The sequence below is a fragment of the Opitutus terrae PB90-1 genome (genome assembly GCF_000019965.1).
Classification (GTDB): domain Bacteria; phylum Verrucomicrobiota; class Verrucomicrobiia; order Opitutales; family Opitutaceae; genus Opitutus; species Opitutus terrae.
In genome coordinates this window covers 786,025-810,077 of record NC_010571.1, presented here as the reverse complement: position 1 = coordinate 810,077, position 24,053 = coordinate 786,025, and the positions used below count along the sequence as shown (strand labels likewise).

Here is a 24,053-nt window from a genome sequence, read left to right as displayed (position 1 = left end):
GGCGACCCGGCTACATCACACCGGCGCGACGAGGGCGTTGCGTCCCCTCAACCCCAGGCCTGTTTTTAGAATCTCGTCCGCGCGCATCCCCTGCGCTCACGCGCAGGGCCATCGAAATCAGCGGGGCTCGCTCCGTGAGGAGTGGGGTGAATGGGAAGAGACCATCCCCGATCGGAACGCTGACGCGTTCCGCTACGAGCTGACGGGCGGCGTCGCTTCGGCCCCGGATTCTTCCTCGGTTTCGACGATCCGGGCGATGCTTAGGAGCTTGTCACCCGGCTCGAGGGTGACGAGACGGACGCCTTTCGCACCGCGGTTGGTTTCCCGAATGTCCTTCACTGGGCAACGGATGCTCTGGCCTTTCGCCGTGAGCAGCATGACCTCGTCGTCTTCGCGAACGCTGAGCGCGCCGGCGAGCTTGATCGAGCCGTCCTCCGGCAGGTCGATCGCCCAGACGCCGCTACCGCCGCGATTGATGAGCCGGTAGTCCTCGAAGCGCGTGCGCACGCCGAGCCCGGCCTCGCTCGCGACGAGGAACTTGGCCTCGTGGTCCACCACCTCGATGACATCGAGGTAATCGCTCTTGAGCTTGAAGCGCATGCCCGTGACACCGCCGGTCGCTCGTCCCGTGGCGCGGAAGAGCTCCTCGCCGCTCTCAGGATCGCGCTCGCGGAACCGCACCGCCAGCCCTTGATGCGAGACGAGGATCAGTTCGTTTTCGCCGGTCGTGAGCACCGTGCCGATTACGCTGTCGGCTTCCTGCAGGTTGATGCCGATCAGTCCGCCCTCGCGGGTGGCGTTGGCGTAGTCCGAGAGGGCGCTTTTCTTGATGATCCCGCGCTTGGTCGCGGTGACGAGATAGCGATCCTCGGCAAAGTCCTTCACGCACAGCATCGCGGCGATCTTTTCGCCTTCGGCGAGCCGGAGGAAGGATGAGACGGACTTTCCCTTGGAGGCGCGGGTGCCTTCGGGGATGTCGTAGACTTTCTTCGCGTGGCACTGGCCGATGCTGGTGAAGAAAAGAATGTAGTCGTGGGTCGAAGCGGTGAAGAGGTTTGCCACGAAATCTTCCTCGTAAGTCTCCGCCCCGATCACGCCTTTGCCGCCGCGGCGCTGCGAGCGGTATTCGGCGACCGGCGTGCGCTTGATGAAGCCGAGATGGGAAACCGTGATCACGCAGCCCTCGTTCGGGATGACGTCCTCCATGCGGAACTCGCCGGCGGCGGCGATGATCTCGGTCCGGCGGGGAGACGTGTATTTCTCCTTCATTTCGGCCAGCTCCTTTTTGATCAGGGCGAGCAGCTTGGGTTCGGACTCCAGGATGCCGCGGAGTTCCTCGATCAGCTTCATCAACTCGAGGTATTCCGCCTCGATCTTGCCGCGCTCCAGCCCGGTGAGCTGGTAGAGCCGGAGTTCGAGGATGGCGTCGGTCTGGCGTTCGGAAAGCGGATACTTCGCCATCAACCGGACCTTCGCCTCCTCGCGATTCTGCGAGGCGCGGATGATTTTGACGAAGTCGTCGAGGTTATCGAGGGCGATGATGTAGCCCTCGAGGATGTGCGCGCGGTCCTCGGCCTGTTTCAACCGGAAGCGGGTGCGGCGGGTGACAACCTCGCGGCGGTGCTCGATGTAGCACTCGATGAGTTCCTTGATGTTCATCTGCTTCGGCCGCTTCTTGTCGAGGGCCAGCAGGGTGACGCCGAAGGAGGATTCGAGCGCGGTCTTCTGGAATAGCTGGTTGATGACGACCTTCGACTGCTCGCCGCGCTTCAGCTCGATGACGATGCGCGTGTTCTCGTCGGACTCGTCGCGGAGATCGCGGATGCCGTCGATCTGTTTGTCGCCCACGAGTTCGGCGATCCGCGTGACCAGCGTGGCGCGGTTCACGTTGTACGGAATCTCCGTGACGACGATCTGCTCCATCCCGCCCTTCATCTCCTCGGTGTGGGCCTTGCCGCGCGTGCGGACGATGCCCTTGCCGGTTTTGAGGTAGCTGAGGATGCCCTCACGGCCGGCGATCACGCCGCCCGTGGGAAAATCGGGGCCCTGGACGATCGTGCACAGCTCGTCGACCGAGATGCGGGGGTTGTCGATGATCGCGCAGGTCGCGTCGATGATCTCGGCGAGATTGTGCGGCGGGATGTTCGTCGTCATGCCGACGGCGATGCCCGTGGAGCCGTTCATCAACAGATTGGGCAGGGCGGCGGGCAGGACGGTCGGCTCCGTGGTCGACTCCTTGTAGTTCGGCGCGAAATCGACGGTGTCCTCCTCGATGTCGCGGAGGAGGTCCTCGGCGATGGCGTTGAGCCGGCACTCCGTATAGCGGTAGGCGGCCGCAGGATCGCCGTCGACGGAACCGAAGTTGCCCTGCGGATCGATCAGCGGGTAGCGCATCACCCAGGGCTGGGCCATGCGGACGAGCGTGTCGTAGACGGACGAGTCGCCGTGCGGGTGATAGTTCTTCAGTACCTCGCCGACGACGCCAGCGCATTTGTCGAACGCGCGGTTGTGCAGCAGGCCTTCGCGCAGCATCGCGTAGAGCACGCGGCGCTGGACGGGCTTGAGGCCGTCGCGGGCGTCCGGCAACGCCCGCGAGATGATGACCGACATCGAATAATCGATGTAGGCCGTCTGCATGATGTCGGTGATGTTGGCGGAGGAGAGTTTTTCGCTCGCTGTATACATGCGGAAAAGGGGGAGAAAATCGTTCTCGTTATCGTTCTCTTTCTCGTTCTCCGCTGATCGGCCTCGAGAGAACGAGAACGATTAAGAGAACGAGAACGAGTCGATCGGACTAGACGTCGAGGTATTGGACGTTGAGGGCGTTGTCCTCGATGAACTGGCGGCGGGGCGGGACCTCGTCGCCCATGAGCAGCGTGAAGAGCGCGTCGGCTTTCGCGGCGTCGTTGATCGAAACCTTGAGCAGCCGGCGTTTCTCCGGATCCATCGTCGTCTCGAAAAGCTGCTTCGGGTTCATTTCGCCGAGACCCTTGTAGCGCTGGATCGAGAGGCCCTTGCGGCCGTTGGCGCGGATCTCGGTGACGATCTCGAGCGGCGAGTGGAGCTCGATCCTGCTCTCGCTCTTTTGCCCCGCGTTTTCGGTGATCAAGTAGCGGGCTTCCTCGGTGGCGCCGAACCGGTTGATCTCGAGTCCCGTGGCGGCGATCGCCTTCAGGAGCTTCGCCATTTCCGTGCTCTCGAAGATCTCGTGCAGCGTGATCCGCTTGGGCGTGGCGGCGGGTTTCCTGGGCGGCTCGTTCACGCCTGCCGTGGTCCCGTTGACCGGCAGCCCGCTGGCCGTGCCCGTGCCGTTCGGCACCACGTTGTCGGGCTGCTCGAACATGTCGGCGTCGAGCCCGTGATCCTGCACGAACTTGGAGCGGGCGGCCTCGTCGCGGAGAAACTCATGGCTCTCCTTGTTGCCCTCGCGGATCCGCGCGATGTAGCGCGGCAAGGCGTGCGTGACGTGATCCTGCTGGTCGAGATATTCGCTGAGCGCAGCGCCGTAGCGCGTAACGCCGGCGCCGAGCTTCTCGAGCGCGGCGAGATTTTCCACGATCTTGTCGATCTGCGCGGGCGCGAACACGTGCTGATCGGCGATCCGCGTGAGCACCACGTCCTCGGAGCCGAGCTCCAGCAGGATGCGGTTGAGCTGGTCGTCGTTGTCGATGTACTGCTCGCGCTTCTTGCGCTTGATTTTGTAGAGCGGCGGCTGGGCGATGTAGACAAAGCCCCGGTCGAACAGCCCGCGCATCTGCCGGTAGAGGAACGTCAGCAGCAGCGTGCGGATGTGGGAGCCGTCAACGTCGGCGTCGGTCATGATGATGACCTTGTGGTAACGAGCCTTGTCGCCGTCGAAGGCCCCGTCGCCCTCGTGGTCGCCGATGCCGGTGCCGAAGGCGGTGATCAGGGTGCGAATTTCCTCGTTGGCGAGGACCTTGTCGAGCCGCGCCTTCTCCACGTTGATGACCTTGCCGCGGAGCGGAAGAATCGCCTGGTAGCGGCGGTCGCGCCCCTGTTTCGCCGAACCGCCGGCGGAGTCACCTTCGACGATGTAAAGCTCGCACAGCGCCGGATCGCGCTCGGAGCAGTCGGCGAGCTTGCCGGGCAGCCCGCCGCCGGACAGCGCGCCTTTGCGGACCGTCTCGCGGGCCTTGCGGGCGGCTTCGCGGGCGCGGGCGGCGTTCAGGGTTTTGTCGATGATCCGCTTCGCGATGTTCGTATTGGCCTCGAAATAGAACCGCAGCTTCTCGCCGACGATCCGCTGGACGATGCCGTCGATCTCGCCGTTGGAGAGCTTGGTCTTCGTCTGGCCCTCGAAGCGGGGCTCGGGGACCTTGACGGAGATCACGGCCACGAGCCCCTCGCGCACGTCGTCGCCGGTGATCGACGGATCCTTTTCCTTCAGCAGATTGTTGGCGCGGGCGAAATTGTTGACGACCCGGGTGAGCGCGGTGCGGAAGCCGGAGAGGTGGGTGCCGCCCTCGATGTTGTAGATCGAGTTCGCGTAGGCGAAGACCTGATCGTTGTACGAGTCGTTGTACTGCATCGACACGTCGACGACGATGTTGGGCAGCGCCGCGTTGGTCTCGTTCGGCACCGAGTCGCTGAAAGTGATCGGCTTGTCGTGAACGACGTTCTTGTTCTGGTTCAGGTAGCGGACGAACTCGGTGATGCCGTCCCGGAAATAGAACCGGTCGCCCTTCTGCGAGCGCTCGTCGGCCAGTTCGATGTGCACGCCGGGGTTGAGGAACGCGAGCTCGCGCAGCCGCTTCGACAGGATCTCGTACTGGAATTCGCGGGTGGTCTTGAAGATCTCCGGGTCGGGCTTGAAGGTGATTTTCGTGCCGGTCTTTTTCGTGTCCCCGATCACCTGCATCTTCTGCGTGGTGATGCCCTGCTCGAACCGCATCTGGTAAACCTTGCCGCCGCGGCGAACCTCGGCCTCGAACCATTCCGAGACGGCGTTGACGCACTTGGCGCCGACGCCGTGCAGGCCGCCCGACACCTGATAGGCGCCTTTGCCGAATTTGCCGCCCGCGTGCAGGTTCGTCAGGACGAGTTCCAGCGCCGGAATCTTGTAGACCGGGTGCATGTCGACCGGGATGCCGCGGCCGTCATCCTCGATCGAGCAGGAGCCGTCGAGATGGATGGTGACGACGATCAGCGAGGCGAACCCGGCGAGCGCTTCGTCGACGGAGTTGTCGACGACCTCGAAGACGCAGTGGTGCAGGCCGCGCTCGTTGGTGTCGCCGATATACATGTCCGGGCGTTTGCGCACGCCCTCGAGCCCCTCGAGTTTTTGGATTTTGGAGGCATCGTAAGCTTCGGCACCAGCCAGGTTTTTCGCGGTATGTTCAGCAGCAGATTCGTCGGCCATGAAAGGGTGTTTTCGAAGGGAAAATGGAAAGGAAAAAAGTGGCCGCGACGCGTGCCGGACGCGAGGGTTTTTTCGAGAAAAAACCGTCGCAAAACGCGCTTTGGATTGCGTTTAAAACGAGGCGGGTGCCAGGGGGGCTATCCCTCCACCGGGTAAGCGGCTTTACGACGCCCGGGGGCGCGGGTTCGGGCAGCCGGAAAACGGGTCGCGGAGCCGAAGCCAGCACGTGCGCCAACCGGCGTGGCGCCGTGTTTCCGAGATTCCTGCTTGGCGGGCTGCGGCCGGACCGCCACGCTCGCAGGCATGCCGACGCCTGTGATCGAAACGCTCCTGATCCTCCAGGATCGCGACATGCACCGCCTGGCCATCGAAGCGCAGCTCAAAGCGGTGCCGCGAGAGATCGCCTTGGTGGAAGAGCGGATCGCGACGGAGAAGGCCGCGATCGAAACCGCGCGGGGCGAGCTCAAGGATCTTGAGTTGAAGAAGAAGGGCGTCGAGGGAGAGATCGCGACCGCAGAGGGCAATCTCGGCCGTTACCGCACCCAGCAGTCACTGGTACGGAAAAACGACGAATACCAGGCACTCGGTCATGAGATCGAAGAAGCAGAGAAGTCGATTGGCACGCTCGAGGAGCGGGACCTCGAGGTGATGTATGCGATCGATGAGGCGCGAAAGCGGTTTCACGACGCGGAATCCGTGCTGAAGGCCAACATTTCCGGACATCAGGCGCGGATCGACACGCTGCGCCAGCGGGAGACGAATCTGCAGGCCGAATTGAAAGAGGCGCAGGCGGCAGTGGCGGCGTCGCGGACACCGGTCGGCGAGCCCGCGCTGCGGCTCTACACGCGGATCGCGGCGCGCAACATGCCGGCGGTGGTGGCGATTCACGACGGCAAGTGTGGCGGCTGCCATCTCAAGGTCTCCAGCGAGGTCGAAAGCGCTTCGCGCGGCAAAGGCCAGCCGTTGCCTGGAGCGGGCTTGGCGACGTGCGACCAGTGTGGCCGGATCGTCTATTGGGAGGCGTGAGCGGGGGCGAGGGCCCAGGTCCAGAGCTGAGAGCCCAGAGCTCAGAGTCTAGAGTGGAGCCGAGTAGCGGGTTCGAGGCGGTGGCTTGTCCTAAGTCGTGGAGCCCATGTCCACGCCGTTGAACCTTTACCCCCCTGGTCGTTGCCGTTAGAACGGCCGACGCCGCGCAGCCATGCCTGACCCCGGGCCCACGGATTTCGGTGCGTTTTATCGGGCAACGGTGATTCCGTTGCGCCGCTATCTGGCGCGGATGCTCGGCAACCGGTCTGACGCGCAGGATCTGGCGCACGACGCGTATGCCCGGATTTACGCGGCGTTTGAGGGCGAACGGATCGACGCGCCGCGGGCGTTCTTGTTCACCACGGCGCGCCGGCTGGCGCTGAACCAGTTGCAGCGGCGGCGGATTGCGCCCGTGCGCGAAGTCGATGGCAAGCTGATCGAACTCGCGCCGGCGCAAGGCCCAGGCGTCGAGCGCGTCGTCATGGCGCGACAGGAATGGGCCCGGCTCGAGACCGCGATCGCCGCATTGCCGCCCGGTTGCCGGAGCGTGCTGCTGCTCTGCAAGGTCGAAGGGTTGTCCCACGCCGAGATCGGCGCGCGGCTAGGGATTGCAGTGAGCACGGTCGAGAAACAGCATGCGCGCGCGCTGCGGTTGTTGCGCGCAGCGGTGCAGGACGATGCCGCGGTGGGCCGCGGCAAAAACGACTCAAACGTGGAGGGAGGCCGGGCGGCCGGCCTGTAACAACATGGCACGAGACGAAACCCACGAACGGATCGAAGAGGAAGCGTCGCTCTGGGCGGCGCGGCTGGATGGCGGCGGGATGACGGATGCGGACCGCGCGACGCTGGCCACCTGGCTGGCGGCGAATCCCGAGCATCGTTGGCTATTGTCGCGCTACCGTCAGCTTTCCGCGCAACTCGAATCGGAGTTCGACGCGCTTGTCGAGTCGGCGACGCAGGCGCGCGCGACAGCGCGGCGGCGGTGGCGCATCGGCGCCACCGGGTTGGCGGCGGCGGCGGTCGTGGCCTTCACGGCCATCGTGGCGACGCGCGGCGGGGAGGAGTTCAGCACCGGCGCCGCCGAGCGACATGTGGCGGCGCTGAGCGATGGATCACGGATTGCGCTGAATGCGTTGACCGAGCTGCACGTGGATTTGGGCAAAGCCGAACGACACGTGCGGCTCACGCGTGGCGAAGCATGGTTCGACGTAGCGCCGGAGAAGGCGCGTCCTTTCGTCGTGGAGACTCCGGCGGGCGTGGTGCGTGTGACCGGAACGGAGTTCAATATTCGGGCCCGGCCAAAAGGGGCCGTCGAGGTGACGGTGCTGGAAGGCCGCGTGCGCGTGCAGCCGGCTGCGGCGGCCAGCAGTGAAACGGCGCTCGAGATCGGCCAGCAGGCGCTCGTCACCACGGCTGCGTTGGACGTGCACCGCGTCGAACCGGGAGCGCTGCAGAATGTCCTCGCCTGGCGCGAGGGGCAGGCGGTGTTTGAAGACACGCCACTCAGTGAGGCGCTGGAGCGGTTTGCGGCGTATCACGGCCGGACGGTCGAGGTGGATGGACGCGTGGCGGATCGGCGGCTGGGCGGCCGCTACAGCCTCGATGATTTCGAAGGACTGCTCGAGGAAATCGAACGTGTCCTGCCTGTGCGCGTGCTGCGCCAGCCGGACGGCGTCGTACGCGTCGTGCCGATCGAGGGTCGGTGACGGGAAAATGCTCCGTCATTTTCGTCGGAATAGCGGGTTTCCGCGCGCGGGTGGTCGTATCCGGATGCCGGTTGCTCCGCATCGAGCGGACGCAACGGTCCAGCCTCATGCGAAAACTCCTCTCCTTCATTTCCGTTCAAACTCTGCTTGCCGTCGCGACCATCCTGTTCGCCGGTAGCCCGCTGCCCGCACAGCAAGTCGTGGCCGGCTTGCCCGGCCAACGCGTCCTTGGTGAGCGCACGATCAGCGCCGATGCCGGCACGGTCGACGTGGACGCGATCGACGAACACGGCTACGTGGTCGGCGCCGACGTCAATTTTCCCGCCACAGCGAATCTCGATCTCGGTCTGCACATCGGGCATGGCTGGATTGACGCGGGAAACGTGGGTCTGAAGGACACCACGATCAGTGCAGCGGCGGTGGTGCATCCGGCGGCCGCGGGATTGAAGCCTTTCGCGGGGGTGCTGATTGGGCACCAGAAACTGGAATTTGACGTGGGGCGGTTCGGCACGACCGAGAAGAGCGGCATCTGGGGTGGTGCGGTCGGTCTGGAGGTCCCGGCGGGGCGGGCGACGCTCACGCCGAGCATCAGTTACACCGACTCGTTCGACGGCAGCACGGATCGATCCACTCATTTTACCCTGCACGCCAATCTCTGGCTGACGGACAAGGTCGCAACTTACGCCGATCTGACGTATGTCGATTTTGCGGGCGATGGCGACAACGCCTGGACGGCCCGGCTCGGCGTGCGGTGGAAATTCTGAAGGAAATGAGCATGCAGGCTTCCGCTGGCATTGAGACGAGCGAATCGGTAGACGAATGGGCGCTGTGAGCCGCAGCCATCCCGTGCCAGCCGCGGAAATCCCTGCGCGGAACATCATCCGCGGGGGGACGCGCGCCTGCATGGCGCGACGCTGGCTCGGCCTCGCGCTCGTTTTCGCGGTCCTCGGGCCGCTGGCGCGCGCGGCGCCCACGCGGTTCGATCTGCCGACGCAGCCGGCCGCGACGGCGCTGATGGCGTTCGCCAAGCAGGCGGGGGTCGAGGTGCTGTTTTCATTCGACGAGCTCAAGGCGGTGCAGTCGAACGCGGTGGCGGGCCTGTTCGAACCGGCCGAAGCGATCGATCGGCTGCTGCGCGGAACGGGATTCACGGCGATCCGCAACAGTGCGGGGAAGTTCGTGGTGGTGTCGGAACGGAACCGCCGGCGCACGGGAGAAGTGCAGGGGCACGTCGTGGCAGATGCGACCGGGCAGCCCGTGGCGAACGCGTTGGTGCGGTTGGTCGACTCAACGCTGGCGGTGCGCACGAGGGCGGACGGTTTTTTTCGGCTGCCCGAGGTGCCGGCGGAATGGCCGACCCTGCTCGTACAGGCCGAGGGGTTTACCACGGCGCGAGTCGAGGCCGTTTTTGTCGCGGCGCATCGGAGTACGCAGCTCGGTCCGATTCGGCTGACCGCGGGCGAGGACTTGCAGGCATTGGAGGCGGTGGTGGTGGATGCAAGCGAACTCGGCGGTACGGGACCGCCGGCCTTCCTGCTGGAGGAGGTGATCGTCACGCCCAGCCGGTTCGGCATCGAGGAGGAGCGCGGGCTCGTGGCCGCGATGCTGACCGAGGCGGATCTGCTGGCGTTGCCCCAGGTAGGCGAGGATCTCTATCGCGCGATCTCGCATCTGCCGGGTCTCGCGGCCGATGACATCACGGCGCGATTCTGGGTGCGGGGCGCGCCGCATGATCAGGTACTGGCGCGGCTCGATGGCGTGGAGCTCATCGAGCCGTTTCACATGAAGGACACCGACAGCTCGCTCTCGATCCTGGATCTGGAGACGATCAGCCGGCTCAATTTGCTCACGGGTGGATTCACCGCGGAGTTTGGCGACCGGCTGGCGGGAGTGTTGACGATGGAGACGGACCGTTATGTGCGGGCGAAGCCGCGCACCACCCTGGGCATGAGCATGACCGGCGCACGCGTCGCGAGCCGCGGAGCAACTCCCAGTGGCCGCAGTCACTGGCTGGTGAGTGCACGCACTGGGTATCCGCAGGTGGCCTTGCGGGTGCGAGGAGCGGACGACAGCACCGAGCTCAAACCGCGTTACCACGATGTGTTCGCCAAGTGGGAGACGAATCTCACGCCCAACCAAACGCTGGCGGTCCATGCGCTGCACGCGGCCGACCGGATGACAATGAACGAAGGCACGCAGGCGCAGCTGCACAGTCGCTACGGCAGCGATTACGCCTGGCTGCGTTGGCAGGGAGATTTCGGCGCGGTGCAAGGCGAGGCGGTTCTTTCCCACGCGCAGCTATCGTGGTCGCGACGTGCGAGCGGGCTGTGGAACCGCTGGTATGAACTGGGCGCGGCTGACGAGCGGGAGCTGCGGACGACGAGCTTCCGGCAGGACTGGACGGCCAAGTGGCACCCGCGCGTCCTGCTGAGGGCGGGCATGCAGGTGACGACCGGTCGGGCCGATTTCGATTATCATGGGTTCCATGAAGCGCTGGTGTCGACCGACGCCGGATTGATCAAGACGCGACAGTTCAGGGACCTGACCGTGGCGCCCGCCGGAGAATCGTGGGGAACTTATCTGGCCGTGCGCGCGCAGCCGGGTGGGGGCTGGACCGTGGAGCCGGGCGTGCGGTTCGACGGCAATAACTACGCGCACGACGCCGACGTGAGCCCGCGCTTCAACGCGGCGTGGAGCCGCGGTGCGACGACGCTCCGTTTTGGCTGGGGTCGCTTCCACCAGGCGCAGCCGCTGTACCGGCTTGGCGTGCTGGATGGAGAGACTCGGTTTTATCCGTCAGAACGCGCCGAGCATCGCGTCGTCGGGCTGGAACGGCGACTGCGGGGCGGGATCAATTTGCGGCTCGAGGCTTACGAGCGCGCCGTGAACCGGCCGCAGCCGCATTGGGAGAACGGGGTCGAAACACTCGAATCCGCGCCGGAGCAAGGCTACGATCGGTTGCGGCTCGATCCGCTCCGCCAGCGCGCGCGCGGGCTCGAGCTGATCGCCGAACGCCGCGGGACGAAGCTCTCGTGGTCGGGATCCTATGGGCTGGCGCGCTCGGAAGAGACGCTCCGTTCGGGCGTGACGATTGCCCGCGCGCGGGATCAACGCCACACGGTCTATCTCGACGTCACGTATACACCGAACCGGCGCTGGCAATTCAGCCTCGCCGGCCAGTACCACACCGGGTGGCCAACGACCGAGCTGGATTTCCACGCCGCGCCTTACGCGGAGGGCGGGACGGTCGTTTATGGCGAACTGCGAACGCCCTTTGCCGAGCGATTGCCCGCCTATCAGCGCGTCGACCTGCGGATCCAGCGGCGTTTCGAGCTGAAGCGTGGCACGCTGCGGCTGTATGTGGATATCTTCAACGTCTTCGATCGGGAAAACATGATCAGCTACGGCCACAACGTGACCGTGCGCCCGGACGATTCGCTGGAGGTGCGTCGCACGCGAGGCGACCTGCTGATGCCGCTCATCCCGAGCGTCGGTTTCACGTGGGATTTCTGAGGCCGGCGGGCGCAAGCGAACTTTTTGTTCGAGCGGAATAGCGGGTGCAGGTCGGTGGCTGGTCGAACAAGGCGCCGGATACAGCGACGCTCGAGCCACGGCGTCGGCGGGCAATTCGATCTTACAGAAACCTCCGATGAAAATCAGACTGCTGCTCTTTCTCGCGTTCGCCTCCGCGGCGCATGCGATCACCTACGTAGGCGACCGAATGGTCGTTCCGCCCTTCGACCGTAACGATGGAGCCAATTTCGTGGGCATGGTGACGCTCGCCCGGCCGGGCGTCTACCGTGCGGCCGACTGGAACGTGGTGGGGCAAGTTCGGCTCGCCGCGCCCGGCGACTACACGGTGGTCGCGACCAGCGGCGGCATCAATTTCGTCGGGCAGTTGATCGGGCCGAATGGTCCGGCGACGCTGCATGTTAAGTATGCGCGCGGAACCAATTTCGTGGCCGGCACGATCGATCGCAACGTAACCGTACTCGACGAGTCGTCGCCGCTGAGCGGGTTGCCCGCGTGGTTGCGCACCTTCACGGTGGCCGTGGGCGATTCCTTCGTTTATTCACCGCCAGTCGTCGTGGCGGGCGGGTGCCAGTGGCGGCGGAATGGCGAGGTGATGCCCGGGGCGACGGAGCCGACGCTGACGCAGCCGTGTGTCCAACCCATCGATGCGGGCATCTACACGCTGGAGGTGACCGAGGCCGGTGGGACACGCACGATAGCGGCGGCCGTGGTCGCGATCCGATCGCCGGTCAAGATTACGGGCGATGCGATCGAGGTGACCGCTGATGTGCTCCATCCGAACGGCGTCCGCTACGACCAGTGGCTCATGACCGGCGCGAGTGCGACCCTCACCGCGGATCCGGGCCAAGTGACGCGGATTTCGTTTCTCGACCTGACCGACGACATCGTGCAGGTGGAGTTCTCGGGCGCGGGGAGCCTGACGATCGCGCTGTCGAATGCGTCGGGTCCAGATCTGCCGGTCAATTACCACCAATCGGTACGTTACATGAAAGGCCATGCCACGATCCTCGTGGCCGACGCCGATAGCACGACGAATGTGTCGGTGTTCTCGGTTGGACGCGCGAATGCGGTCAACCGGTCCGTGTTCAAGGAGGGCGTCGTGTATGATGGCGTGGCGGACATCGCCGCGCTCGTGGTGCAGAGCGCATCAGGGAGGGCCGGCGGCCTGTTCCTCGGCAATGCGCATTTCTTCGCGGCCAGCGGCATGACCGGGGTGTTTGCCGCCGGGATCCAAGTCGCGGGCCCGGTGCGGATCGGCAACGTGAGTGCGTTCGATCAGGCGATGCCGGTGCTGGTGTTCGGGCATGCGGCCGAGGTTTGCATCGCCGGCGGCGATCTCTGGCAGGACAACGGACGCGCCGTGGAGGTGTGGGGCATCGGAGGTGTGTGTCTGGCCGCCGGCTCGAAATCCAACGGCGAAATCCTTCTCGCCCTGCCGAATCTCGGCAAGTTGATCTCCGATGGCGTCGACGTGACGGGGGTGTTGATTGAGCCTGGGCCGTGATCGCGGAAGTCAGCCGCTGGCGGCGCTTGCGACGAGTAGCTCGCGCTCACACGCGCGGAGCCAGGTCGGGCGCATCTCGGTTTCCGGCAAACCCACGGGCGGGATGCCTGTGCCGGTGGTGAAGGCGTTCGCCGGGGCCATCTCGGAAAAGCAAGATGGGCGCGGCGAAGGCTGGGAAGCTCAGGCGGGGCTTGCGCCGGGACGGCGCGCGGGGTTCAATGTCCAACTTAGCTTTGGGGCCAGGTCGTCGCTCCGTGTTCTTTGATCCCAAGGCGCGGGTAATGCCGCGCCCGTTTTAGAATATTCGGAGAGGAAAGTCCGGACACCACCGGGCAGGATGCCGCACAAGCTTCGGCAAGTGCGGGCGCCGCGCGTCAAGGCGCGGCGACGGACAGTGTCACAGAAAACAAACCGCCTTCGCAGCGCGGCGAAAGTCGCGCGGTGGAGGTAAGGGTGAAAAGGTGGGGTAAGAGCCCACCGCGTTTCGCGTGAGCGGGACGGCACGAAAAACCCCTTCCGGTGCAAGGCAAAATAGGCGGCTGGGCGGCCCGTCCGATAGCCGCGGGTATGCCGCATCCTCCTTCGCTCGTGCGCTCCGCGCGCGAGCTACGGAGGACAGGTCCATCGCGAGGTGGGCGTGAGAGAAATGACGGCCGAATCCCGCGTGAGCGGGAGGAACAGAATCCGGCTTACCGGCCCCAAAGCTAAGTTTTTTCGTACCCCCAGGCCGCGCGCGGCCGGGCAAGCCTGCGAGCTCCGATGCGATCAACGCGCGGGGTGCGCGCTGCCCTCAGAAGCTGACATGACTTGCCACGGCGTCGCGCGCGGTGGCGGTCGTGAGTTCTTCCCACTTGGAAATGCGAAACGGCGTGGCGCCGTCGGGTTCGCCCAACGCTTCGTCGTAATGGAACGCAGCGTTGCCGGTCAGGGTGATGTCGTTGGCCACGATCGATCCCGACATCGCGCCGTCGCCATGGACGGTGACGCCGGCATTGGGGGCGTAGACCTTGCCGACGAACGACCCGCCACCAGCGATCTTGATGTCCTGCGGCACCGAGCTCGTGCTCGTGCCGATGATCTCGAAATTTTTCGCCTGGCTGGTCGCGTTGACGATGCCCTGTCCCGTTAGGTCGATGTCGCCGGCGGTGTAGATCTTCAACGAGGAATTGGCGAGGACCTCGATGCCCGAGCCGTTGCCGGAAATGCTGATCGCATCCGACCCGGCGGCGGCCGTGATGATCAACGTCACGTCGCCTTGGAATTTCACGAGGTTGTTCTTGCCGCTGACCGAGATGTCGGAGCAAACGATCGTCCGGGCCACGCCGGCGGTGCCGTAGGTACCGGCGGCGTCGATCGAGCCGATGGTCGGCACGCTGCTGCCCGGCTGGGTCTCGGGCTCGAAGCTGGCGGAAAAGGTGGTCGAGATGCGCGCGGGATCGACGGTGCTCTTGTCCCACGAGCTGTCCGGCACCGAGTCGGCGCCGAGGATCGAGCCGTTGTTGCCGACGGTGTTCGTCGGATCGTAACTGGCCGTGCTGACGTAGCCCCACACGTCGGCTTGTTTCACCAGCACGGCGTCGGTTGAGACGGAGATGCTGCCGACGCTGCCGCGATCGCGACGAACGCCCGCGCTGTAGGCGACGGGCGCACCGCGGAGGGTGCCGTCGTTGTTGCGCGTCGAATTGAAACTGTCGACGCTGACATTGTTGCCCTTGAACCAAACCGATTTGCGGGCGACGAGGCCGTTGGCGTAGCGCGAAGAGCCGCGGAGGGTAACGCGGATCCATTTCTCGATCGGCGCCGCATCGGCCGCGGCGAGTTGCACGGTCGAGCGCGCCACGATCCACGGGTTGCTCGAGTTGTAGCCGGAAATGTAGACGCGGTATTGCGCGGTGCTGTTCTGGCTCAGTGCGACGCCCGTCCATTTCTGCTGGGCATTGCCGCCCGAGAGGGTCCAGCCCGCGCCGGACCACGCGTAGCTCGGATCCTCCACCATCTTGTTCACGGAATAGATCGCCTCCTCGAGTCCCTGCTCGGCGAGGTTCATGGCCGCGTTGTTGTAGAGTGCGCGGTTCGAAAGGGTCATGGCGGTTCGCGCCATCCGGATGTAGCTGGCCAGGGAGATCCCGATGATCGCGCAAAGGATCAAAGCGACGATCAACACGGAGCCACGCTGTGAATGGGAAAGTTGGGAGCGGCAGGAGGTCATGGCGGGCGGATCAGGTGGTGATGAGCTTGTTGCGCAGGATGAACCGGGCGGACAGCACCGTGTTCGTGGCGGTGGCGACGGTCGCGGAGGTCCGCGAGGTGGCGAGTGAGATTTGGATCTGTTTGGTGTCCTTGGCCGCCGTGACGAGCGCCGCCGCCGTGCTGAAATCGGTGATCTGCGCCCCGGTGATGGTGTAGGCCAGGAACGAAAACGAGGTGATGCCGGTGACGATCGGCTTGGCCGTGCCACCGCCGACAGCGCGGGTGAGTTGTCCGCCCGAAAAGGCATACGTCACCGTATTCGTGTCGACCACCAGAGTGACGGAATCGGCGCTCGTCCACGTGACGGCGCTCGCCTGGCGCGTATCCTCGGCAAACATTTCGAGCGCGCGGCGGGCCTGCGCCTCCATGTCGTTGTAATTTTGAATATTCGCGCCGCTGCGCCCGAGAAAAAGGAACGCGGTCAACACGGCCACCAGCACCAAACCTCCCAGCACGGAGGCGATCATCACCTCCACGAGGGTGAACCCGCGGGCGCGGCGGCTGCGCGACGCGCGCAGGAGGTCAGCTGCCGGCGAGGGTGTAGTAGTAGTCATAGAGACCATTCTTCGCATACATCGTAGTGGACGAGCGCGTATGGCTCTGCCCATCCGAGGTGTTCCACGTCACGGTGACCGTGACGTAGCGCACATCCGCACGCGCGGCATCCGCGGTCACCGTGCGCGTCACGGTGAAGCGGGCGGCGAGCGCCGCGCTCGAGGAAAACATGCTGGCGAGGCTGACGGGTTCCGAGGCGGGCAGTTCGATGATGCTGTCCACCACGCCGGTGGGTGTGGTCTTTTCCCACGGGAATAACCGCAACCGCTCGATCTCGCTTTGCATGATCTGCGAGGCGAGGGTGTTGCCACGGGCCACGTCCAGATGTCGAAAACCCCACTGCATCGCGATCAGCGCGGAGGAAATGCCCAACGCCATCACGAACGAAGCCACCGCGACTTCTGCTATGGTGAACCCCGCCTGCTGTCGCCGCGGACCCTGGGGGCGGGTTTTGTGCGAAGGTGCTAGCAGAATGGAGCTGACCATGCTCCCAGCCTAACAGAGTTGCCGCGGGCGCGGTAGACCCAAGAGGCTGGGGAATCAGGCCTAGCGGAATAGGCCCATTCAGGCCTGCGGCGGAGTCGGGCGGGACGCTTGAACGTAGACCGCGGCGGCCTGCGAGCGCCGCTTCACCTGCAGTTTCTCAAACACGCTCACGAGATAGTTCTTCACCGTGTTGTCGCTCAACCGCAGTTTTTCAGCGACTTCCTTGTTGGTGAGCCCATCGGCGACAAGTGCCAGGACGCGGCGCTCTTGCGCGGAGAGCACCGCCAGGCTGTCGCCGGCGGCCGGCGGACCTTCACGCAACAACTGCAGGACGCGCGCGGTGATTTCCGGGGTCAGCACGGATTTGCCCGCGAAAGCATCGACGATCGCCCGCGTGAGCCCATCCGGATCGATCTCCTTCATCAAATACCCTTGGGCGCCGGCCATCACGGCTTCCTGGATCAACTCGTCGGTGGCCACCGAGGTGAGGATCAACACCCGAGTCGACGCGTCCATGCGTTTGATTTCCCGGCAGGCGTGCAGCCCGGAACCATCCGGGAGCCGGATGTCGAGCAACACGACGTCAGGCTTAAGCCGTTTGGTTTCGCTCACGGCGGATGCGACCGAATCGGCCTCGCCCGCCACCACGATTCGCGCGGCGGCCCCGTGGGTGCCCAGCACGGACCGCAAACCCATGCGCACCAGCGCGCTGTCGTCGACGACCAGCACGCGAATCGTGGGGGCGGATGCGCTCATGTCGCAGAACTAAACGCCCGCGGTCGGGAACACGAGTCCGTTTCCGTGCACCCGACTGCCGGGCCGCTGCGGAACCCGCGAACGCCGGCGACTCAGGCAGGGCCGACTGGAAAAACCCCTTGACTCCCCTGCAGGGCTTTGGGTTTCTGTCCGGCTCCAATCTCATTCCGACATGGCCAACACGAAATCTGCGATCAAAGCCGCCCGTAAGTCTCTGCGTCTCCATGACCGGAACCAAGGCGTGAAAACCCGCCTGAAGACGCTGCACAAGAAGCTTGAGACGGCGGTCAAGAGCGGTGACGCGGCCAGCAGCAAGGCGGCGGCGGTCGCCTACACCTCCGCGGTCGACAAGGCCGTGAAGTCGGGCGTGGTGCATCGCAACGTCGCTGCTCGCGCCAAGTCGCACGTCGCGAAGATCGTCTTCGCGAAGTAAGCAGCCGATCACGCTTCCCTTCGAATTTTGCCCCGCGGTGCTGCCGAGCGTCGCGGGGTTTTTGTTTTCCCGCCGCGCCGTGCGCAGGCGTCCGCAATGCGTCGGCCTACGAGCTTGAGGCGACGGCATCAGCGCGCCCATCATCGCCTGCTCGTGGATTCCACTGCCGCCCAACCTGCCGGTCATGGTCGCGCCCGCCGTTTCCTCTCGTGGGATGCGCCGCTGCTGCCGCAGGCCGTTGCGTTGCTGGCCGAGGGCTGGACCGGCGACGGTCCGCTGGATTTGTCCGATCTGCTGGTGATCGTGCCCACGAGGCAGTCCGGGCGGCGACTGCGCGAAGCGCTCGCGGAGCACGCCGCGCGGAAGCAGGCGGCGGTGTTCCCGCCCAAAGTCATGCTGCCCGAAGCATTGATGACTCCCGCTCCCGCCGCGGGCGTCGCGACGCACTTGGAGTCGCTGTTGGCCTGGGCGGACGTGTTTCGCTCCGTGGCACTTGATGATTTTCGTGACGTGTTTCCCGTCGATCCACCGGCACGGAATTTCGCGTGGGCGCTGCGGCTGGCCGAAGAATTCGTGCGGCTGCAGCGGTCGCTGGCGGAGGCCGGGCTGCAGTTGCGGGACGCTCTGTCGCGCGCGGGCTCCGATTTTCCGGAGGCGGAACGCTGGCGCCAGATCAGCGAGCTGGAAACCAGACACGAACAGCGGCTCGCGAGCGCCGGGCTGATTGATGCGCCCGCGGCACGTCTTCGCCAAGCCTGTACGCCGGAATTGCCCGGGGGCGTGCGCCGAATCGTGATGCTTGCCACGCCGGATCCGCAGCCGATCGCGTTGCAGGCGCTCGCGGCGCTCGCACGTGCGGTGCCGGTTGAGGTGGCGGTCTACGCACCGGCCGCCGAAGCTGACGCCTTCGACGACTGGGGCAGGCCGCGACCGGAAACTTGGAACACGCGCACGCTGACGGTTCCGGATGTCGCCCAACGCGTGCACCTTTGCCTCGATCCCGAAGCCCAGGCGGCGCGCATTGCCGCGCTCGCCGCGGAGTACCGGGAGCCGGAGGGGCGGCTTGGCCTCGGGGTGGCGGATTCCGAAGTGCTGCCGCTGCTGCAGGGCGAACTCGCGGAGGTGCGGCAGGTGGGGTTCAACCCCGAGGGCCGTGCGCGGTTGGGAGACCAGCTCTTCCAGCTGCTGCAGAATTGCGCGCGGCTGGCGCGCGAGGAGTCGTTCGCGACAGTTCAAGCGCTCGCGCGGTGCCCGGATTTTCTGGAGTTTCTGCACGGGCAGCTCGGCCCGGATTTTTCCGCGGCGCGATTCCTCCACGAACTCGACGAGCTGCACACGCGACACCTGCCCCCGACGCTGACCGAAGCGTTGCAGCACGTGGAGCGGAGCGAACGCCCCAAACCGGACGTGTCGTCCGGTCCAACGCATCCGGCAAACAGCCGCATCGGGCCCGCGCTGCGGCTCATCGCGGGATTGCGCGCCACCCTCAGCCGGGGTGATTTTCCCGCGAATGCCCAGGCCGCGCTCGCCGCCGTTTTTGGCGCGCGGCGATTCGAATCCTCGCGGGACGAGGACGCGCAGCTGGCCGAGGCCGCCGAAACGTGGTCGGTGGTGTTGCAGGACATCGCTGCGGCTGCAGCGCGGTTCACCGCCGCCTCGAACGCGGACTGGTGGGACGTCGCGCTTCGACTGTACGGCGAGAACATCTGCTACGACGAAAAAGTCGCCGGGGCGATCGAGCTGCAGGGCTGGCTCGAGTTGCTCTGGGAAGACGCGCCGCACCTCGTGGTCGCCGGGCTGAACGATGGCCGTGTGCCTGACGCAATCGTGGGCGATCCCTTTTTGCCGGAATCGCTGCGCGAGCGGCTCGGGTTGAAAACCAACGCGACGCGGTTCGCGCGTGACGCGTATCTGCTCCAGGCGATCGCGGCGTGGCGGACGGGCGACCCGGGTCGGCTCGACCTGCTGTTCGGGAAAACCACCGTCGCGGGCGAACCGCTGCGACCGTCGCGGCTTTTGTTGCGCTGTCCCGATGAAGAGCTGCCGGGGCGCATCCGGCAGCTATTTCGGCCGGCGGAGTCGACGCACACCACCGAGTCGTGGCGTCGCGCGTGGCGTCTGCAGCCGCGGATCGTTGCGCCGCCGACCCGCATCGCAGTGACGGCAATACGCGCGTGGCTCGCGTGTCCATTCCGCTTCTATCTGTCACGCGTGCTGCGGATGGAGGCGGTGGATCCGGCGAAGAGCGAACTCGACGTGTTCGATTTCGGCACGCTGTGCCATGCTGCGTTGGAAGCGATGGGCCGCGAGCCGGCGCTGAGGGACGAACAGGATGCGCCACGGCTGCGCGAGTTTCTGCTCGCGCGACTCGAATTGGAGGCGGCGCGGCGGTTTGGCCGACATCTCGCGCTGCCGCTGGTCGTGCAGCTGGAATCGGCGCGGCAGCGGCTATCGCGCGCGGCCGAAGTCCAGGCGCTCAGCCGGGCGGAAGGCTGGGTGATCGAGCACGTCGAGCGGCCGTTCGAAATCACGATTGGGCCTCTGGTGGTCACCGGCAAAATCGACCGGATCGATCGTCACGAACGCACCGGCGCACGGCGCGTGCTCGACTACAAAACGTCCGACCGGCCGGTCGATCCTGAGCAGGCGCACCTGCGCGGGTGGCGGCGGGAAGAAACGGCGCCGGCGTTGGCGCGATTCACCTACAACGCGAAGGAGCAGGTGTGGACCGATCTGCAATTGCCGCTCTACCGCCTGGCGGTGCAGACGGACCCGACCTTGGCGACCGGCGGAGAGCAGCCGCTCTTGGAATGCGCCTATTTCAACCTGCCAAAAGCGATCGGGGAGACGGGCATTCGTCCGTGGACGGACTACACCCGTGAGCTCGACGACGCGGCATGGCGCTGCGCGAACGGAGTCGCGGCGGCGATCCACGCGGGAATTTTCTGGCCGCCGAATGAAACGCTCCGGCCGGAGCAGGACGATTTTGCCACGCTGTTCCAGCACGGCGTGGCCGACAGCGTCGAATGGGACGGTGCGGCGGTGGGCGCCGTGGAGGGGGCCTGATGACACGCGTCGGACACGTGATGATTCTGGCGTCGGCGGGCTCAGGCAAAACCTACGCTCTGACCAACCGTTTTGTGCGGCTGCTCGCGCTCGGCGCGGCGCCGGAGCGGATCGTGGCGCTGACGTTTACGCGAAAGGCAGCCGGCGAGTTCTTCGACGAGATCCTGAACAAGCTGGCGCGCGCGGCCAGCGATGCGGCGTATGCGCGCCAACTGGCGGCCGAGATCGGCCGTCCGGCAGCGATGGGGACGGCGGAATTCCTCGCACTGCTACGGCGAATGGTGGACGCGATGCACCGGCTCCGGCTCGGCACGATCGACGGATTCTTCGCGCGGATCGCCCGCAATTTCCCGTTGGAACTCGGGCTTGCGGGCGAGTTCGAACTGCTCGAGGAGCACGCAGCGCGGATGGAGCGGAGCCGCGTGCTGCGGCAGTTGTTTGAGCGGCCGACCGACGGACTGGCGGACGCGCAGCGGGAGTTCATCGAAGCGTTCAAACGCGCGACCTTCGGCGTCGAGGAGAAGCGGCTCGGCGCGCAGTTGGATGCGTTTCTCGACGAGCATCAGGAAATTTTTCTGAACGCGTCCGCGCGCGACGCCTGGGGTGACGCGCGCCGGATTTGGCGCAACGGCAGTCGCTGGCTCGGGCCGCCATGTGACGTCGCGGCGGCAGTGCAGACGCTGCGCGCGTGGGTGGATGCCGCCGGTGTCGGCGAGAAGCAGCGCCAGCGCTGGATGGAGTTCTTCGACGCCTGTGTGGCGTGGGCGCCGGGCATCGCGCCGGTCCGGCCGCTGGTTTATGTGCTCGAAAAGGTGCTGGCGGCCTGGAGCGACCTCGAGGCGGGTCGGGCCGTGCTCGAATTCGATCGCAAGCCGCAGGAGCTGAGCGCGGCGGCGTGCGCGGCGCTCGCGGCGCTCGCGCGGCACGTGGTCGGCGGGGAGCTGACGCGGCGGCTCGAGATGACGAGCGGGATTTACGCGGTGCTGGCGGGCTATGAAGCGATGTATCATGACGCGGTCCGTCGCGCCGGCAAACTGACGTTTGCCGATGTGCAGCGACTGCTGATGCCGGGAAACGGGGCGCCGCTGCTGAGCGGCCGCGAAGCCCCGGGCGCGGTCCCGGACGACGATGCGGACTCGCAACTCGCGCTGCCATCGATGGAGCTCGGCGAAGCGGCGGCTTTGAGTGGTGCGGAGGAACGCCGGCTGCTGATCGATTATCGGTTGGACGGCGAAATCGATCACTGGCTGCTCGACGAGTTTCAGGACACCAGCTTCGGCCAATGGTCGGTGTTGCGAAACCTGATTGACGAGGCGGTCCAGGATTCCAGCGGCGCGCGGAGCTTTTTCTACGTGGGCGACGTGAAGCAGGCGATCTTCGCCTGGCGCGAGGGCGATCCGCGGCTCTTCCGCGAGATTTTTGATCACTACAACGCGATGCGGCCCGGCACGATCGCTGAGGAGCATCTCGTCAAATCGTGGCGCTCGGGTCCGGCAGTGATCGCGAGCGTCAACCGAGTATTCGGCGCGGCGGCGGAGTTGACCGAGCTGTTCGCGTGTCCGGCGACGCAGACCTGGAATCGCGAGTGGCGCGCGCACGAAACGGCGCGGCCGCAGCTCGCCGGCCACGTGGCGCTGCTGCACGCCGGCGGTCCGAGGGATACTGCGGGCATTTCCGAAGAGGCACGGTTCGCCCTGACGCTGGCGCTCTTGGAGGAGATTCAGCCGCTCGCGCGCGGCCTGAGCTGTGCGGTGCTGGTGCAGAAGAACAGTACCGCGACGGCGCTCGCGGACAGGCTGCGTCGGGCCGGCGGCATCGCCGCCGTGGCCGAGTCGGATCTCCACGTGTGCACCGATAATCCGGTGGGCACCGCCCTGCTCGCGTTGGCGAAGGCGGCGGCGCATCCGGGCGACACGCGGGCGTGGGAGCACGTGCAGATGAGCCCGCTGGCGAGCGTGCTGCACGCTCAGCACGTGCGCACGCCCGAGCAGCTGACTCGCCGGCTGCTGACGGAAATCCATCGAGATGGATTCGAACGCACGTTCGGTGAGTGGGCGCGCCGGCTCGAGCCGCGACTCGCGTCGGACGATGCATTCAGTCGCGAACGCCTCCGGCAATTTGCCGCAGCAGCGGGGCTGTTCGATGCGACCGGCAGCCGGGACGTTGCGGAGTTCATCGCGTTCATGGAACGACACGTCGTCCGCGAAGTGGAGAGCGCGGACGTGGTGCGCGTGATGACCATTCACAAAGCGAAAGGCCTGGGCTTCGACGTCGTAATCCTGCCAGACCTCGAAGGCCAGAAGCTCGACTCGCGTCGCGATGGACTCGCGGTGCAGCGCGGGCCCGACCGCCAAGTGGAATGGGTGCTGGATCTGCCGGGTAAACTCATCCACGACTGCGACACGATTTTGGCGGAGCACGTGCGGGCGGCCGAGGCCGATGCATGCTACGAAGCGTTGTCGCTGTTGTACGTCGCGATGACGCGAGCCAAACGCGCCATGTATCTGGTCGTGAAGCCGCCGGGCGCCTCGAGTTCGCGCAACTACCCACGGCTGCTCGCGAGGACGCTCGGCGAAGAAACGATCCCTGTGCGGGTCGGCGCACGGGAATTTGCGGGGGCGTTTAGTGAGGGCGATCCTCGCTGGCACCTTGATCTTCAGCCGGCGATTGCCGCGGACGCGGCCACGTCCGTCGTTCGCCAGCGGATCGAACCGTTGCGGTCGGCGGCGGCGAAGTCTCCCCGGCGGCTCGTTGCCCGCCGGCCCTCGTCCGTGCAAGGGACGCAGTGGATGGGCGCGCAGCTATTTTCTGCGGCACGGACGGACCGGACCGAGTTCGGCACCGCGGTGCACCGTTTGCTGGCTGAGGTGGAGTGGGGCACCCCGGCCACGGCGCAGTCGATGACGACGGAGTGGCGGGCGCGCGGCGAGGATGCAGCGGTGGTTGCGGAGGCGGCGGGTTGCCTGGAATCACCGGCGCTCGCGCACGTCTGGCGTTCTGCAGCCAACGCGGAGGTCTGGCGCGAGCGGGCCTTCGAGATCGTGCTCGAGGACGTATGGGTCTCCGGAATATTCGATCGCGTGATCGTCTGGCGCGATGCCGCGGGCCGTCCCATCCGGGCGAGCGTGTTCGACTTCAAGACCGATCGCGTGGGCGAATCGCCGCAGTGGGACGAACTCGCGCGCCGCCATGCAGGGCAGCTGAATCTCTATCGGCGGGTGGCGACTGTGCTCACCGGACTGCCGGCCATGGCGATCACAAGCGAGGCCGTCTTCACCCGGGCCCGGAGAGCGGTCGCGGTAACCGACGCGACCCCGACACAGGACTAGCAACGGAGGTTGGGGGGGGACCGGTGAC

The 24,053-nt window shown here is 65.8% G+C and carries 16 protein-coding genes and 1 other RNA gene; 10 read left to right on the top strand and 7 right to left on the bottom strand.

What is annotated here, in order from left to right:
- Window positions 1–192: 192 nt before the first annotated feature.
- Both gyrA and gyrB read right to left on the bottom strand, forming a co-directional pair.
- Complete coding sequence (gene gyrA, locus OTER_RS03310) at window positions 193–2,685, bottom strand: DNA gyrase subunit A (protein ID WP_012373486.1); 2,493 nt, start codon at window positions 2,683–2,685, stop codon at window positions 193–195.
- A 109-nt stretch (window positions 2,686–2,794) separates the two neighbouring features.
- Complete coding sequence (gyrB, locus tag OTER_RS03305; RefSeq protein WP_012373485.1) at window positions 2,795–5,380, bottom strand: DNA topoisomerase (ATP-hydrolyzing) subunit B; 2,586 nt, start codon at window positions 5,378–5,380, stop codon at window positions 2,795–2,797.
- 303 nt (window positions 5,381–5,683) lie between these two features.
- Here gyrB and OTER_RS03300 point away from each other — a divergent pair, with 303 nt between their 5' ends.
- From OTER_RS03300 to OTER_RS03275, 6 genes are all read left to right on the top strand, one after another.
- Window positions 5,684–6,406 (top strand): zinc ribbon domain-containing protein, encoded by a 723-nt coding sequence (locus OTER_RS03300; RefSeq protein ID WP_012373484.1) that lies wholly within the window; start codon window positions 5,684–5,686, stop codon window positions 6,404–6,406.
- A gap of 172 nt (window positions 6,407–6,578) precedes the next feature.
- On the top strand, window positions 6,579–7,148 hold the full coding sequence (locus tag OTER_RS03295; RefSeq protein WP_012373483.1) for an RNA polymerase sigma factor: 570 nt from the start codon (window positions 6,579–6,581) through the stop codon (window positions 7,146–7,148).
- 4 nt (window positions 7,149–7,152) lie between these two features.
- Window positions 7,153–8,112: a FecR family protein gene (locus OTER_RS23590; RefSeq protein WP_012373482.1), complete on the top strand. Its 960-nt coding sequence runs from the start codon at window positions 7,153–7,155 to the stop codon at window positions 8,110–8,112.
- 107 nt (window positions 8,113–8,219) lie between these two features.
- Window positions 8,220–8,876 (top strand): hypothetical protein, encoded by a 657-nt coding sequence (locus OTER_RS03285; protein ID WP_012373481.1) that lies wholly within the window; start codon window positions 8,220–8,222, stop codon window positions 8,874–8,876.
- Window positions 8,877–9,015: 139 nt separating this feature from the next.
- Window positions 9,016–11,625 (top strand): TonB-dependent receptor domain-containing protein, encoded by a 2,610-nt coding sequence (locus OTER_RS03280; protein ID WP_237702433.1) that lies wholly within the window; start codon window positions 9,016–9,018, stop codon window positions 11,623–11,625.
- Window positions 11,626–11,761: 136 nt separating this feature from the next.
- The gene (locus OTER_RS03275) at window positions 11,762–13,150 is read left to right on the top strand and encodes a hypothetical protein (RefSeq protein WP_012373479.1); all 1,389 of its coding nucleotides are present in this window, start codon (window positions 11,762–11,764) and stop codon (window positions 13,148–13,150) included.
- A gap of 9 nt (window positions 13,151–13,159) precedes the next feature.
- Here OTER_RS03275 and OTER_RS26830 read toward each other — a convergent pair whose 3' ends face one another.
- Window positions 13,160–13,291: a hypothetical protein gene (locus OTER_RS26830; RefSeq protein WP_272940899.1), complete on the bottom strand. Its 132-nt coding sequence runs from the start codon at window positions 13,289–13,291 to the stop codon at window positions 13,160–13,162.
- Between the two features lie 135 nt (window positions 13,292–13,426).
- On the opposite strand from OTER_RS26830, the gene rnpB reads away from it, so the two are divergent.
- Window positions 13,427–13,854: RNase P RNA component class A (gene rnpB, locus OTER_RS24735), an RNA gene on the top strand.
- Window positions 13,855–13,940: 86 nt separating this feature from the next.
- Here rnpB and OTER_RS03270 read toward each other — a convergent pair.
- The 4 genes from OTER_RS03270 to OTER_RS03255 form a co-directional block, all read right to left on the bottom strand.
- Window positions 13,941–15,359, bottom strand: coding sequence for a DUF7305 domain-containing protein (locus tag OTER_RS03270; RefSeq protein ID WP_012373478.1), 1,419 nt, complete (start codon window positions 15,357–15,359; stop codon window positions 13,941–13,943).
- Between the two features lie 10 nt (window positions 15,360–15,369).
- Complete coding sequence (locus OTER_RS03265) at window positions 15,370–15,954, bottom strand: prepilin-type N-terminal cleavage/methylation domain-containing protein (protein ID WP_158305349.1); 585 nt, start codon at window positions 15,952–15,954, stop codon at window positions 15,370–15,372.
- Window positions 15,923–16,348, bottom strand: a complete 426-nt coding sequence (locus OTER_RS25645) for a hypothetical protein (RefSeq protein ID WP_158305348.1) — start codon at window positions 16,346–16,348, stop codon at window positions 15,923–15,925. The genes OTER_RS03265 and OTER_RS25645 overlap by 32 nt, the downstream gene beginning before the upstream one ends.
- A gap of 171 nt (window positions 16,349–16,519) precedes the next feature.
- Window positions 16,520–17,197, bottom strand: a complete 678-nt coding sequence (locus OTER_RS03255; RefSeq protein WP_012373475.1) for a response regulator — start codon at window positions 17,195–17,197, stop codon at window positions 16,520–16,522.
- Window positions 17,198–17,369: 172 nt separating this feature from the next.
- On the opposite strand from OTER_RS03255, the gene rpsT reads away from it, so the two are divergent.
- From rpsT to OTER_RS03240, 3 genes are all read left to right on the top strand, one after another.
- Window positions 17,370–17,630 (top strand): 30S ribosomal protein S20, encoded by a 261-nt coding sequence (gene rpsT, locus OTER_RS03250; protein ID WP_012373474.1) that lies wholly within the window; start codon window positions 17,370–17,372, stop codon window positions 17,628–17,630.
- Window positions 17,631–17,783: 153 nt separating this feature from the next.
- Window positions 17,784–20,696: a PD-(D/E)XK nuclease family protein gene (locus OTER_RS03245; RefSeq protein ID WP_044891529.1), complete on the top strand. Its 2,913-nt coding sequence runs from the start codon at window positions 17,784–17,786 to the stop codon at window positions 20,694–20,696.
- Complete coding sequence (locus tag OTER_RS03240; RefSeq protein ID WP_012373472.1) at window positions 20,696–24,025, top strand: UvrD-helicase domain-containing protein; 3,330 nt, start codon at window positions 20,696–20,698, stop codon at window positions 24,023–24,025. Before OTER_RS03245 ends, OTER_RS03240 begins: the two co-directional genes overlap by 1 nt.
- The last annotated feature ends 28 nt before the right edge of the window (window positions 24,026–24,053 follow it).

Excerpts from the sequence above, each read along its gene's own strand:
- rpsT (WP_012373474.1), top strand. The coding sequence starts at position 17,370 with ATGGCCAACACGAAATCTGCGATCAAAGCCGCCCGTAAGTCTCTGCGT.
- OTER_RS03255 (WP_012373475.1), bottom strand. The coding sequence starts at position 17,197 with ATGAGCGCATCCGCCCCCACGATTCGCGTGCTGGTCGTCGACGACAGC.
- OTER_RS23590 (WP_012373482.1), top strand. The coding sequence starts at position 7,153 with ATGGCACGAGACGAAACCCACGAACGGATCGAAGAGGAAGCGTCGCTC.
- OTER_RS03265 (WP_158305349.1), bottom strand. The coding sequence starts at position 15,954 with ATGACTACTACTACACCCTCGCCGGCAGCTGACCTCCTGCGCGCGTCG.
- gyrA (WP_012373486.1), bottom strand. The coding sequence starts at position 2,685 with ATGTATACAGCGAGCGAAAAACTCTCCTCCGCCAACATCACCGACATC.
- OTER_RS03240 (WP_012373472.1), top strand. The coding sequence starts at position 20,696 with ATGACACGCGTCGGACACGTGATGATTCTGGCGTCGGCGGGCTCAGGC.
- OTER_RS03300 (WP_012373484.1), top strand. The coding sequence starts at position 5,684 with ATGCCGACGCCTGTGATCGAAACGCTCCTGATCCTCCAGGATCGCGAC.
- gyrB (WP_012373485.1), bottom strand. The coding sequence starts at position 5,380 with ATGGCCGACGAATCTGCTGCTGAACATACCGCGAAAAACCTGGCTGGT.
- OTER_RS03270 (WP_012373478.1), bottom strand. The coding sequence starts at position 15,359 with ATGACCTCCTGCCGCTCCCAACTTTCCCATTCACAGCGTGGCTCCGTG.
- OTER_RS03275 (WP_012373479.1), top strand. The coding sequence starts at position 11,762 with ATGAAAATCAGACTGCTGCTCTTTCTCGCGTTCGCCTCCGCGGCGCAT.
- OTER_RS03280 (WP_237702433.1), top strand. The coding sequence starts at position 9,016 with ATGGCGCGACGCTGGCTCGGCCTCGCGCTCGTTTTCGCGGTCCTCGGG.
- OTER_RS03295 (WP_012373483.1), top strand. The coding sequence starts at position 6,579 with ATGCCTGACCCCGGGCCCACGGATTTCGGTGCGTTTTATCGGGCAACG.
- OTER_RS26830 (WP_272940899.1), bottom strand. The coding sequence starts at position 13,291 with ATGGCCCCGGCGAACGCCTTCACCACCGGCACAGGCATCCCGCCCGTG.
- OTER_RS03285 (WP_012373481.1), top strand. The coding sequence starts at position 8,220 with ATGCGAAAACTCCTCTCCTTCATTTCCGTTCAAACTCTGCTTGCCGTC.